Source organism: Neglectibacter sp. X4, from assembly GCF_009917365.1.
GTDB lineage: Bacteria > Bacillota > Clostridia > Oscillospirales > Acutalibacteraceae > Acutalibacter.
This window is the reverse complement of the sequence record NZ_QWLE01000063.1, coordinates 1-13,178: the sequence shown is the minus strand read 5'-3', so window position 1 is coordinate 13,178 and position 13,178 is coordinate 1. Positions and strand designations below refer to the sequence as shown.

Below are 13,178 nucleotides of genomic sequence, written 5' to 3'. Positions count from 1 at the left end.
CTCCATCACCTCTGCCGAATACCGGCTGACAATCTCCGCCCCGCCCATAAAGGAGTTGGCGAAAATGAACACAATGGAATTATTGGCAATTTTACAGTTTTTCATGTCGATATAGTAATTTGTGCCTGCCTTATCTCCATCTTTGAAAATCTTTGAAAAGACATCTAAAATCTGTTCAACGAAATGTACGTCTCTGGCAATGAGGGAAAAGGTGTCTCCAGAATTTAATAAGATATGCAAGCATTTCTCATATTTCAGCGTGTTGTACTGCACATACCAAAACACTATAGCACCTCCGCCAACCGCCAGCACGAGTAAAGCAAACAATGTGTTGATGGTAAAAAACCACAAACCAAGCACGGCAGTTATCACCGCCCAAATAGGAAACTTAGGAGTCGGGACATTGCGGGATGACACCAAGGAAATATTGCTGATTTGAATAACGACATCTTCCCACCGCAGCAAGTGCCCCATCTTCCAGTCGATACACCTTGTCCATCCCTTCCAAATTATTGTAGTGGTGGGTTATTATGATGACTGACTTATCTTGCATCTGGTTCACAATGATGTCATGCAGATAAGCGTCAGACTCCACATCAAACCCGGAGGTAGCTTCATCTAAAATCACAACAGGAGCGTCTTTCAGTAAAGCGCGGGCCACCGCAAGTTTTTGCTTTTCTCCTCCAGATAGCTTTGCCCCATTACGCCCAATCTGCGTCTTTTCCCTGTCGGGCATACGGGCTATGTAGTGTGCGACGCCACTATCTTTTAAGGCAGCCTGTAACTGTTTCTCCGTTGTCAGCCCAGTTAAATTTACGTTCTCCAGAATGTCTCCTAAAAACAGATAAGGTTCTTGACTGACCACTGAAAATAGACTGCGGTAATTCTCCAGAGACAGGGAATTCGCATCTATCCCGTCCGCCAGTACTTGTCCGGCGTTAGGCTGGTAGAATCGCAGAAGTATATTAAGGATAGTTGATTTCCCGCTACCGTTCTGGCCGATAATGGCGACTTTTTCACCAGGCTCCACCGTAAAATTCACGCCTTGCAGGATAGGCCGGTTCTCCTCATAACGGAACGCCACATCCCGAAATTCCAATTTTGGCGGCTTGTTTTCAATATGTTTTCTACCAGCATCCAGTTCTGTCTCCATATCCAAAAACTGGAACAGTCTGCGAGCCGAGGGCATGATGCGGGCAAAGTACATTTTCAGGTTAATGAGCGCGGACACAGGCCCGGTCACATAGCCAGAGTAACTGGAAAAGGCGAACACCGCGCCAATGGTCAGGCTTCCAGTACAGATGAGCCAGCCTCCCAACAGGTACAGCACAATAGTCACCGACCATTCCAGCAGCATTTCCCAGAAAGTGTTCCAGCCGTCAATCATGGTGCCCTTCTTTTCCAGACCCAGCAGCTCACGCTGCTTTTGCGCAAAAATCCTCTCCCGGCTCTGGAACAGGTTCCAAAGTTTAATCTCGTCTACTCCGTTGAGATTGTCCCCAAACCACCGGGAGAAATCTCTGCTGGACTCAATCATTGCGTCCATGGCCTTTTCCCGGCGTTTCGACATGCGTCTCACTAAGAAAAACTTTACAGGCACCATCGCCAGCACTACCAATGCCAACTTCCAGCTTATCACGAACAGTCCCACCAGTCCGCTGATGATTCGGAACACATAGCTGGCGCTCATGACCATATATCGGTCTGTGATGGAGGAAACTTGGGAAACGTCCATTTGCAAAAAGCTGAGGATTTCCGTATTGTTCTTATCCTCAAAATAGGATTTCTCCAGGTGCAGCAGCTTCTCAAAAACCTGACGGAAAACGGCGTAATAGGACTTGTTATGTATGTCCGCGAATATATGGGTCTGCCATAGGTCGATGGCCTGGCTGACAATCACCAGCGCAGCCAATACCAACGCCGAGCGGGCAATCACGGCCATGTCCCGCTGGAGCATACCGTCATCGGTGATAGCCCGAATCACCAGCGGCTGGAAAAAACCAATAGCAGTAGAAATAAGCAGAGTCAATCCCACCAGCAGAAATTCTTTTTTGTAGGGGTTCAGATAAGAAAGAATACGCCTTAAGTTTGGATCAATCTTTTTCATTCCTCTCCTCCTGACGGCTACCAGACATAGTATTATAAAGCTTTCATGTCCCTTTTATGTATTAGTCTACACGTCAAAATAGAATCCGTCAACATATCTGGGACAAACGGTAAATTTCTGGGATAAAACGACATATAATTATCTTAAATATCATAAAAAGTGGGACATCCATCGCGGGTGTCCCCTTCAAAAACCGTTCAAATTGTATGCTGTGGAAAGATTGCCGTTGCAATGAATAAGTGGTCACCTTCCTGATATCGGATGGCCCCCTCTATTTTCTCCATAGTGCGCTCCACACTCCTGTGCCCAATCCCGTGCATATCGGCATTCGGTTTGGTAGTCTTCAATTCGGGGCCTTCCCCTGTGGACTCTTTCCCCGTGATGTTCGTCACGCGCAGACGGGTGTAGCCATACTGGTTGAAAGCCTCCACCTCGATATGTCTTTCGGATTCCGGCAAAGGCTCCTGGGCCTCTATGGCATTGTCCATCAAATTGCCAAAAACCGTGCAGAAAGCCAGGGTATCCACCGCCCGTAAGTCTGTAAAAATGCTGCACTTGGTGTCTATCCCTTTGCGTTTGCTCTCGGACAGCTTCTCATTCAAAATCGCGTCAATGATCTGGCTGCCCGTTTCCAGGAACACATGGGTGCCATCCACCTTGCCTGTGATCCGCTCACACTCCGCTTTGGCCTGCTGGTATTCCCCTTTTTCCAGCATGTGCTGCAAGGCCAGCAGATAGTTTTTCATATCGTGGCGGATAGCCTGAACTTCTTCATATGAACTTGCCATATGCTTCAGATTTTGCATCTGATATTCCTGGTTTTGCTTCAGCAATTCATATTCCAGCTTGAATTGGTTGCCCATCATCATCTTCTCCACCACAAAGTAGGCCATAAAGCAGAGCACCCACAGGCAGCTGACGATTACCAGCAGCTCTATACGCTCCACAGCGCTCTCTCCGGACAAATTTCTTGCCAGCCTTATGGCTAACGTGCCAGCCAGCGTGGAAACAAAAAAACTGCTGCCCGTAACCGCCCACTGCCATGTCAGCAGTTCTCCCCGCTTGGAAAAAAGGCCAATGACAATGCGCCCTAGAAAAAAGTAGGTCACTTTCGTCAGCAAAACGGTAAGAATGCGCAGTTCATTCTGCTGTGTAATAAAATCACTTACATCTGTGTTCAAAAAAGCCCCAGCTAAAAAGAGGATCAAGCTGTTTGAAATGGTTATCAGTTCCCTGGCTATAACCGCACCTACAGCCTTTTTCAGCAAACTTCCTTGGGCAGCATACAAAGCGTAGAAAAACAAGATAATTATTGTAATATAGGACTCCCATGTAAAAAAGGAAGGTAAGTTTTCTACGAATGAAAAAGCAAATCCTAACAAGGTCATTCCTGAAGTGAGTAGTACTTGCTTTACGCCGGAATACCTCGCGCCCAAAAAATGATTCATAAAGAGCACAAGCAAAAAATTTTCCAGTAGGGAAATGCCTGCCTCAAAAATCGACCAAAAAAGGGAACTATCCATTTCTTTGCACCTCAAACAATAAACGTTTCAACTCAGGCATACTGCTCCGGGCAACTGGAAGAATTTTCCCTGCCGTGAGCTGTAGCCCGTCATCTGCCAGTTGTTTAATATATCTAGGATTTATCATTATTCCCTTGTGGATCCGGATAAATCCATATGCTTTCCACCGTTCCTCCGCCTCGGATATCTTCATCCGAACCTTCACCGCCTGCAGGGGCTCACCGTAATAGAGCATTAGATAATTCTTTTCGCTTTCCGCATAGACAACCGTTTCCATGTCGATCTGAATGGTCTGGCGGCCTGTCTGGAAGGTTTCAACCATACGCTTGGGGTGAATGGAGTTGTGCAGTTCTACAAGCTGCCTTTTTAATTCTTCTTGCAGGCGATTCTTTCGCAGGAAGAAAAAAGGATGGTATTCCAAAGACTGGAACACTAGTTCATCCTTGTTGGAGACAAACACGATGCGGGTGCCGCTGTTTAGGTGGCGGAGTTCTTCCGCCAGCTCAAAGCCCGTCATCCCCGGCATATCAATATCCAAAAAGCACACGAAACCCGGTTCTCCTGCCAGCCGCCCAGCATCTGCAAGAAACATTTTCACCGAGGTATAGCCTGCTACGGTCAGGTCAATGTCACAGCTGTCAGCCGTCGCCAAAATCCGGGCTTCAAATTCTTTAACAAAATTTTTGTCATCATCACATAGAGCAATGTGCATATGGACACCCTTTCTCTAGACGATAGAGAAAGTATACCATTTCCGGAAGAAAAAATCAAAAAAATTTCTCGCAAAGTCGTGTAAACAGCTTTTGGAGATACACGCAATCGATAAATTATCGATTTCAAGAGTCCAAAAGGTCTAAATTCTCGATTATAGAAGGACAAGGCCAAGTTTCATCTATAATGAAGACATGCTGGTAAGGCTGGAGAGGATATGCTTGATTGGCGAACGATTATCAGAATTGCGGCTTGATACCGGGCTTACACAAGAGGAGTTAGCAAAGATTCTTAAAATAAACAAGCATTCTATTTCCTTATATGAAAGAAACAAGAGCGAAGCACCGGATTCTATCAAGATACTGATTTCAAAATACTTTAATGTTTCAGTTGATTACTTGGTGGGAGTTACAGCAAATCCTTGCCCACCTTTTTCAGAAAACCATGGGAGATATTTTAAGCTCCCAGATGGCTTCCCGCGAGAAGGAAGAAAAGGACTTCAAGCTTTTGCTGAGTTTATAACCTATAAATGAACTTCGAGTGAAAAACAGTTTGATTCATTGCAAAAACGCAACAGTGCGGAGATTAAAACCTCCGCACTTTGCGTCATAAACATTGCACTTACATCTTGGGACGCTTGGGCTGGTACATACCCTCTTTTGAAACCTCACGGGTGCTGCCCTTAGCAGACTTCAACGCGACGGAAGCAATTGCTTTGGCAACCTTATGGGTTATCTTTTTCACGGACATTCCCCTCCTTTCTTTTTCTGTTTATCACTTCAACATACATATACACAACTGCTAAAAACATGGATATCAGCAGCATCCCATGTATGGGAAGATCGAGAAAGAACAATACCATTTCGCCAACTGACAGCGCACTTGCAATTAACAGAGAATATCGTCTGAATTTTTTTTCCTGGCCATCTTCTATAGGGTTGTTTGGATTCTCAATCGGAGAAAAAATCAAAACAGTCATAAACACAAACAGAAGAATAAAAACGGAAAGGTAAAGAGAGTTAAAGTTAGATACAACATACCTGTCTCCTAAAACTGAAACCATAAAAGTCAACAGATATAACGCATTACATTTGACATATGTAGTCGCGTGATATCCTCCAGCAAATTTTCTCATGGCAAGAAAAACAAAATAAAATACTACTGCCTGCCAGACGGCGCGAAGACAAATGCTTAGTAAAAGCAAATAAAGTATCGTGCCTATACGAGCGATTAAACACTCTAAGCCGTAAGCGTAAATCTCTTTCTGTTCAATTGAAATAATTTTTTGTTCAATCAAAAAAATTTCTAATTTATTTGAAAAAAATACATACATTTTTACAATCACTATTTATCCTATCTAGTTTCAACGAGACCTCTCTATTTGGAAAGTGAAACAGAAGTTCAATCGTTCCTTTTTTATTTAATCACTTCCTTCATGGAATGCTCGAGCGCTTGACACAATTGGTTCAGGGAATAATTATCAACGGTATCTACTACTCCCTGTAAATCTGCTCCATATTCCTTTTCAAATTCTAAAAGAGCATAAGTAATATCAAAGGGAGAAAAACCGGCCTTATAAGAAAACAAACTCACATTCTTATCCTGAACATATTTGTGAGAACTAAGGTACAAGTAGTTTTGTAAAATTCTTGCGATTTCATCTTTTCCCACGCTAATATTCCACCTCTCTGAAGAAAGACAACGATAATATGATAAAACAACTCACTTGTCTTTCCGAATCGTATAATTCATATGCTTAAACAGTTAGTGCTTTTCCTGGCAGTAAAATTAGGGTTATTACCTTTGCGCAAATGCTTTAGCCAATCTACATGAAATCACTTAACGAAGTAATCCATATTTTTTCCTGCAAACCAAGATGGTCCTGCTTGAACAGAGCGATTTATAGAAATATACAATTGAGTTATTCTATCAAATAGCTCACAATTCGTTTTAGTGCATCAGATAACATATCCTTATCAAACATTGTAAATATATTATCTCTCTGAGAATCCGAGAGTGCATCTTTAACAAAACTTACTGGTTTTGAAGTGTTGGCTTTTATGAATTCATTCTTTCTAGTTTCCGCATCCAAATCGAAAACAACATTTGATGAATGATAGAAAAGTGGTTTACAACCAAATCTAAATGTATTAATATCATCAAGTAAATCAAGAAATTCATCCGGATAATCTTGACAATATAAGCTACAGATATCTATCGAAATCTGTGTTGCATTCGAAATGATCATCGCCATCTCATAATAATCTTCGTAACAAAAAGGATTTAGAGGGCTAATTCCCCCCGGGATTGATATAATTATAAGTTCAGGCTGCGTTTTAGAAGCGAGACTATATAAAAAATGATTAAAAAGCATGGTCTTGTCTCTAAAGCTTTTTTCACTAAATAAGAAATTTGGTAGGGCTTCCATGCCCCATAATTCGGCTAAAGGAGATGATGAAAGTGTTAGCGTGTTATAGCCCAGACTAGATAAATGGTCTTTTATCAATAGAGTGAGTGGTAGTTTATTCGTATTTTGACCTATACCTGTAACCGCAATTACAGGTATGTCAACGTGAAGAATTTCGTCCCCCGTGACCTTTATTTCAAAATCTTCTTTATGTAGCACGCTTATATTTTCTAGCGGAGGAAGAGATAGCTTTCTTTGCAACTCGATAGGGACGTATATTTTGCATTCGGTTTTTATATAGGCATTTACTATCTTAGAATATGTTCCGCACGAGACTTTTTCATTATTAACAAGTAATAATTTGTTTATTTGAAGATTTGATGCTTCTTCAAGTGAATGTATCACTTCAAATTCTACCCTCGCCGGTATTGCCTGAAGAATATCAAATGCCGGTGAACTTGCCTCTATACCATATGGTGTTACGATAGAGACATATTCAGACATGGAAAACTCATTATCAGTCCCCAATAAAAGTAAGCTCTCTTCATTTGCGCAAAAAATCATCGATCGCATTATCCGATTTCCACCTTTCAATATCAAATCCATACTCTTTCAAAAAAATCATCGTTTTAAATGTATTTATAGCATGAGATTTGGAACTAGAACATTTTGACAGACGTATTTCAGATGATAGCTTATTACGTTGCAAAGAGGCATTGGCACATTGATTACACCACAAAAAGGCCCAACAATTTTTACATGCGTCTTCAGTAATTTCAGCGATATTTAAGATTTTTAAAACTGCGTTTATATCAAAACCAGAAGAAAGTGATCCAATTCTACCGACAGCACATTCAGATATCTTTTCACAGGGGTGGAAATCACCATTAACATCGACAAAAAGCCTTTTTTTCCCTGGTACACATGGCCCCCCTGGGTGTGCCATGACTTTACCTTCGAGCCCGTCAAAATCCATATTTCTAAAAGATTCTGTAATCATATTTATTTGGGATAAGTATATTTTTGAAATGCTTTCCTTATGTATTTTACCCAGCATATACAAGAGAATCTTCACAATTTCTATACTCTCAGATATAGAGAGATGTTCTCCATATGTTATAGGTTCCTTAGCATCTTCAGCAGAAATCAAGGACAATCGTGAATTAAGAGCATGAATTACAGTATCTGCTTCAAAAAACTTTTTAATACATTCATAATCCTCAGTTGGACTCAAAACTGTATTTGTCATGATATTCTTATAAAAATCCGGATATCTTTCTTTTACTAATTCCAGATTATTAATAATTAAGTCAAAAGAACCTTTTCCATCAATAAATTTTCTGTTTTTATCATGTACTTCTTTTGGCCCATCAAAACTTACCATCACTGAAAAATTGTGTGCAACCAGAAAGTCAAGGATTTCCCCTTTTAAAAGTGTTGCGTTTGTTGTCACAACATATTGTATATTTTTTCCCCATCCTATATGATCAGCATAGTCTACTACACGTTTTACTAAGTCGAATTCTAATAAAGGTTCTCCTCCATAAAAACCTATTACGATTTCTTCACATTCAGATGAGTGTTCAAACAGAAAATCCACAGCACGCTTCGCAACATCATATGACATTTTCTGCGTTGTATGTGTTCTATTATAGTAATTGCCGGAATAGGCACAGTAACTACATCTTAAATTGCAATTTTGTGTAACTTGTAAAATTAAATTGAAGACATGACCTCGAAGTATTTCTTCAATCATCCAACTACTCGGATGACGTATTTTTCTAAGATTGTTGCGTGTCGAAAATCCTTGCTCAGACAGATATCCTTCTACTGATTGGGAATCATTGTTTTCTGGCATTTTTATCAGGCGATTCGCATTTCTCGAATATACATACTTTCCAAAAGGGCTTTCAATAATCTTGTAAGTCATAACCTTATTCACTTTCCCGATATCTGTATTTTTAATTGGGGAGGGAATCAATTGTAAGCAATTGATTCCCTCCTTGTCGTTTTACGCTCGCGCTTCTGTCTCGCTCATCGCTCCGATCTGTACGGAGGCTGATGCACGGTGGGATGCATTTGTCGCGGTTGTTGTATCACCACCGCAAAAGCATTGACAAAGACCGGTACACGCACCACACGAACATATAGGTTTACGCAAGTCGTAATATGTGCGCAAATGTTCGTTTTGAGCTTTGATCTTCAATTGACGCTTCACGTTTCTCCCTCCTTTCATATTAAGTAATATGAATTAATGGATCGAATCCAGTAATTCCTTATTCCCGTAGCCAAATGCCAGCCTTTTGCTGGATGCTCTTTGCACACGCTTCTGCGGAAAGAGTACCCTTATCATAATATTGCTGCAAAATAGGCGTATAAATTGTTCCAAGGCGGCCAAGGCTGTCCACAGGATTTTTATAGAGAGAAAGCACTTGGTCAACTTGTTCAAAAAAACCGTCAGAGAAAGGGCTCTCGATCAAGGTGGGATCAAAATCGACCGTTATTTGGCTATCCTTTTCTAAGACAGAACCCACTTTCCCATAAAGCTCCCCATAACTGCGCAGGTTCTTTTGGGCTATCGGCAGGGTGTTCCCTTGGATTATGTCTACGCTGCCTTTTGGGTGGTAGATTGAGTAATATGCGGGTTCATCCACAGGTGCTATGCAGAATTTCAGGAATTCCCAGGCTAAGTCAGGATTTGAACAACTCTTGGGAACCACCAGAGAAGCCAAAGCGGGCGTAAAAGAGATATTTCCTTTTCTCGAAGTGAGAAACAGGGGGCCAACGCAGTTTTCGGGAACCTGTAATACATTTCTCAGTGTCTCGACCCCCACAGTATCAATCAACAGCAAAGATGTATTTTTTTCCTCATTGGTCAGTGCGAACTGCTCTAAAACATTTCCACCCGTTACCGCCATGATCTCTGACGCAGCGCGGTTCGAAGGGATGCCCTTTGTATCTTGTAGATATTGGATAAATTCAGGAGAATCGAATGAACTGGTTCCAGCTTGTACGTCTACAAAGTCGGGAAGCTCCGCGTCTATAAAGAGGTTACATTTTCCCCGTTGATCCATAAATTCCAGAGTAAAATCTGGTGAGATTGCGCCAAACTGGTCTGCAGACTTCCAGATATCCAGCACTTCTGTGTAATCTAACGTATCCCAAGGGGAAAAACTTTTTTCAGCAATGTCGCAAAGCGTCTTATTCAAATATACTACGTTCAAGGATACACGAGTAGGCACCGTGTACTGCTTCCCTTCAATTTCATATGCTTGAAATAAATTCTCGTAATAATCTTCCAAATGAAACTCTTGATCTTGATCCATCCATTCCCGCAAATCGTATACTACTCCAGATTGATGATACTGCAGCGGGGTGAACACACCTGGATCTACTAAAATGTCCGGACCATCGCCGCTCATGAGATTCACGGCCAGTTCTTCCATAAAATTATCCCAAGAATCCAGCCGGCCCACATCTGCGGAAGAGCGGATGCCAACCTCAACTTCAATATCCACTTCCTGGTGCACAGATTCAAATTCTTTGATGAGCCTGGTCAACTCATCATTCTGGTAGACAGTCAAAATTGTCAATGTTTCACTTGAATTGTCTGTATCTACTCCCTGGCTCACTTCTTTTTCACGAATTGGTTCCTTGGGGCTTGCAGTTTCACAGCCTGAAATTGTAATTAAACTCATGGCAAATAATAGACACACGAAACACCTGTATATGCGGATATGTTTTTTCATTATTACAAGCCTCCAGTGTTGATGAATCAAAGTTTCTTTGGATAACGGCTACACACGACAATGGATTTATAGCATGAAAGAATTGATATAAATATTATAAACTCCATCATCTGGTAGGGAACTATTTTTCTTACTTTAAGAAGCGTGGAAACCATCTTGCTATGTGAAAACTACGAATCTCTTTATGCTGATGGTTGAATTATACATTTAAGTCTTATTTATTGTCAATACATCTGGGACAAACGGTAGTTTTCTGGGATAAACGGTAGTTTAATGTCGATATTTTCTTTATTTGTTAAAAAAAATCATGCATTTTAACTAAAGCCTTTTTCTTTTCCACCCACGGACAAACCCATGCTCTAGAATCGATTGATTTATCCTCGTTATCCCCCACCACATAAAAGCACCCTTCGGCACGACAAACTTTTCCTTATCCTGTTTGAATAAATTGGTAAGCGTTTTAATCATTTGATTTCAAAACCTCCTTCTGCTTCTTTTCCATACCCGGCTTCATCAGCTCCAAGTAGGTGTTTGTGGAATGAAACACGAGCTTCTTCGGCATAAGAAACTCCGATTTTATCCACGCATAGATGAATTTCTCAGCGGTCATTCCGTTATATTTGATAAAACCGAGAGCCGCAAGCGGGGCAGCTCCCAAAATGCACATCCACGACACGGTTTCCGTGCCGACATAGGATTTCAGCAGGAAATATAATCCTACCGCCACCGCACAGGCACAGACAGAAAAAATGAACTGCCGCAGGGACAGTCCGAAAAACATCGCTTCCGTGTAGTTTCTGATTTCACGGTTAATTTTTACTTCCATTAAAAGCTCCTTTCTTTTGACATAAAAAATCGCCACCTTTTTCAGATGACGATTTCCTAAATCTATTCAGTTTACAATTCCAGCGAATCCTCATTAATCAGGAACTCGTAAAGTCCCAAATGAAGAATCCCATCCTCATCTGTCCACGGCTTCATTGAAGTTTTGCTGATGAGAATTTTCTTAAAAAAATCTTTTGTGTTTTTCAGCGGTCTGAGTTCTGTTTCAAGTTTGCTTTGCTCGCTGACGCTAAGGGCAGATTGGATATAATATTTTTTCGCACCTCGATTTAATATGAAGTCGATTTCACACTGCTTTTTTGTCTTTTTTCCTGCACTTGTTTCTGTGATCTCCACTACACCCACATCTACCGAGTAGCCACGGCATAAAAGCTCGTTGTATATGATGTTCTCCATAATGTGCGTTTCTTCCTGCTGCCTGAAATTCAGGCGGGCATTTCTAATTCCAATATCTGTGCAGTAGTATTTTGACGGATACTCGAAATATTTTTTGCCCTTTACATCATATCTCTTGGCATTACTAAACAAAAAGGATTCTGACAAATAATCCAAGTAGTTTGACAGCGTAGTGTTTGAAACCTGAATATTCTTGACCGTTTGGAGGGTGTTTTTAATCTTGTTCACATTGGTCAGCGAGCCTACAGCGGAACACAGAGCGTCGGTCAATTCTGTAAGCACATCCGGCAGCCCAATGTCGTATCGCTCAACAATATCCTTGAAATAAACTTCCGTGAACAGCGTTTGCAGATAGGACATCTTTTCCGCATCATCTTTTTTGCTCAAAACAAGGGGCATTCCTCCATATAGAGCGTACTCCTCATAAGCGTCTGATTTATCTCCGCCTACAAAGGAATAATACTCCTTGAAAGAGATCGGATACACCCGGATTTCATCACCTCTGCCACGAAAAGCAGTCAGAACATCTTTGGTCAGCATTTTGGAGTTGCTTCCGGTCACATAAATATCTACATTCCGAAGACGCAGCAAACCGTTGAGTACATTATATAGCCGGATGTTTTCCGGATTTTTCAACTCCTCCTTTGTAATGGCGTATTGCACCTCATCAATGAGGATATAGTACATATCTTTGTTTATGATTTTGGAACGGATATACTCGGAAAGAACCTCCGGCTCACGGTACTGCACAAAGGTATCATCATCAAGGGCAATCGAAATGATTTGATCCTCTTTTACGCCGCTTTCTATCAGATAATCATAGAACAGATTAAACAACAAAAAGCTCTTGCCACATCGTCTGATTCCAGTAATTACCTTTACCAAGCCATTCTCTTTTTTATCCACCAACCGTTTCAAGTAGTGATCACGCCTGATAATATTTTGCATTGGGATTCTCCTTTCGCTGGAAACTTACAGTCATTGTCCCCTAACTTTTCATTGATAGTATACCACGTTTTTTTATAAAAATCAAGTTTTCGCTGAAAACTTAGGGGATTTTAACCGCAACTTTTTACAGTCCCATCATCTCCCAGATAATCCTGTCGCTCATTTTCACGCTGCCAACAAGCACAAGCATATTAAAGAGCAGCTCTCCGATATATGCCCACACCTGCGTTACCGCCGCAGCGTCAGGATTGACAACGGGCGGAGAAGCGGCAAAGAGTGAAAAGATGATACACGCCAAAACAATGACAGCGCCCTCCAAGCAGACAGCGCAAAGGGGCGCATAACGGCAACGGTGCTTCTGCCCTTGGAGACATCAATTCCAACAGAGTTCATAGTTCTACCTCCCATACAATTTTGCCGTACTGTAAACTAAAATGAAAGTTGAAGACCCGCCAGCCCTTCTGGTACAATGGTTTCACCACAAATCCAAGTAC

At 41.5% G+C, this 13,178-nt stretch carries 13 protein-coding genes and 1 pseudogene; 1 reads left to right on the top strand and 13 read right to left on the bottom strand.

Annotation, left to right across the window (positions count from 1 at the left end; genetic code table 11):
- The 4 genes from D1841_RS14870 to D1841_RS14855 all read right to left on the bottom strand — a co-directional run.
- A partial coding sequence (locus tag D1841_RS14870) for a hypothetical protein (RefSeq protein ID WP_161880103.1) occupies positions 1 to 285 on the bottom strand: 285 nt, incomplete at its 3' end.
- 103 nt (positions 286 to 388) lie between these two features.
- Positions 389 to 2,107: an ABC transporter ATP-binding protein gene (locus tag D1841_RS14865; protein WP_160644372.1), complete on the bottom strand. Its 1,719-nt coding sequence runs from the start codon at positions 2,105 to 2,107 to the stop codon at positions 389 to 391.
- A 197-nt stretch (positions 2,108 to 2,304) separates the two neighbouring features.
- On the bottom strand, positions 2,305 to 3,375 hold the full coding sequence (locus D1841_RS14860; RefSeq protein WP_161880102.1) for a sensor histidine kinase: 1,071 nt from the start codon (positions 3,373 to 3,375) through the stop codon (positions 2,305 to 2,307).
- Between the two features lie 247 nt (positions 3,376 to 3,622).
- Positions 3,623 to 4,342, bottom strand: coding sequence for a LytTR family DNA-binding domain-containing protein (locus D1841_RS14855; protein WP_160644368.1), 720 nt, complete (start codon positions 4,340 to 4,342; stop codon positions 3,623 to 3,625).
- A gap of 220 nt (positions 4,343 to 4,562) precedes the next feature.
- On the opposite strand from D1841_RS14855, the gene D1841_RS14850 reads away from it, so the two are divergent.
- Complete coding sequence (locus D1841_RS14850; protein ID WP_160644366.1) at positions 4,563 to 4,874, top strand: helix-turn-helix domain-containing protein; 312 nt, start codon at positions 4,563 to 4,565, stop codon at positions 4,872 to 4,874.
- Positions 4,875 to 4,962: 88 nt separating this feature from the next.
- Here D1841_RS14850 and D1841_RS19520 read toward each other — a convergent pair whose 3' ends face one another.
- From D1841_RS19520 to D1841_RS14810, 9 genes and pseudogenes are all read right to left on the bottom strand, one after another.
- Positions 4,963 to 5,085 (bottom strand): hypothetical protein, encoded by a 123-nt coding sequence (locus tag D1841_RS19520; protein ID WP_256376705.1) that lies wholly within the window; start codon positions 5,083 to 5,085, stop codon positions 4,963 to 4,965.
- Positions 5,066 to 5,686, bottom strand: coding sequence for an accessory gene regulator B family protein (locus D1841_RS14845; RefSeq protein ID WP_160644365.1), 621 nt, complete (start codon positions 5,684 to 5,686; stop codon positions 5,066 to 5,068). The genes D1841_RS19520 and D1841_RS14845 overlap by 20 nt, the downstream gene beginning before the upstream one ends.
- Positions 5,687 to 5,757: 71 nt before the next feature.
- Entirely contained in the window at positions 5,758 to 6,012 is a 255-nt protein-coding gene (locus tag D1841_RS14840; RefSeq protein WP_160644363.1) for a hypothetical protein, read from the bottom strand.
- Between the two features lie 250 nt (positions 6,013 to 6,262).
- A complete protein-coding gene (locus tag D1841_RS14835) occupies positions 6,263 to 7,321 on the bottom strand; it encodes a hypothetical protein (RefSeq protein WP_160644361.1) in 1,059 nt (352 codons plus the stop codon).
- Entirely contained in the window at positions 7,293 to 8,678 is a 1,386-nt protein-coding gene (ccpM, locus tag D1841_RS14830) for a Cys-rich peptide radical SAM maturase CcpM (protein WP_160644360.1), read from the bottom strand. Before ccpM ends, D1841_RS14835 begins: the two co-directional genes overlap by 29 nt.
- Before the next feature lie 346 nt (positions 8,679 to 9,024).
- The gene (locus D1841_RS14825) at positions 9,025 to 10,497 is read right to left on the bottom strand and encodes an ABC transporter substrate-binding protein (protein WP_160644358.1); all 1,473 of its coding nucleotides are present in this window, start codon (positions 10,495 to 10,497) and stop codon (positions 9,025 to 9,027) included.
- 460 nt (positions 10,498 to 10,957) lie between these two features.
- Positions 10,958 to 11,323 carry a PrgI family protein gene (locus tag D1841_RS14820; protein WP_161880100.1) on the bottom strand — a complete coding sequence of 122 codons (366 nt, stop codon included), beginning with the start codon at positions 11,321 to 11,323 and terminating at the stop codon, positions 10,958 to 10,960.
- 71 nt (positions 11,324 to 11,394) lie between these two features.
- Entirely contained in the window at positions 11,395 to 12,684 is a 1,290-nt protein-coding gene (locus D1841_RS14815; RefSeq protein ID WP_160644858.1) for an ATP-binding protein, read from the bottom strand.
- 124 nt (positions 12,685 to 12,808) lie between these two features.
- A pseudogene (locus D1841_RS14810) lies at positions 12,809 to 13,012 on the bottom strand (hypothetical protein); the annotation flags it as partial.
- Positions 13,013 to 13,178: the final 166 nt, after the last annotated feature.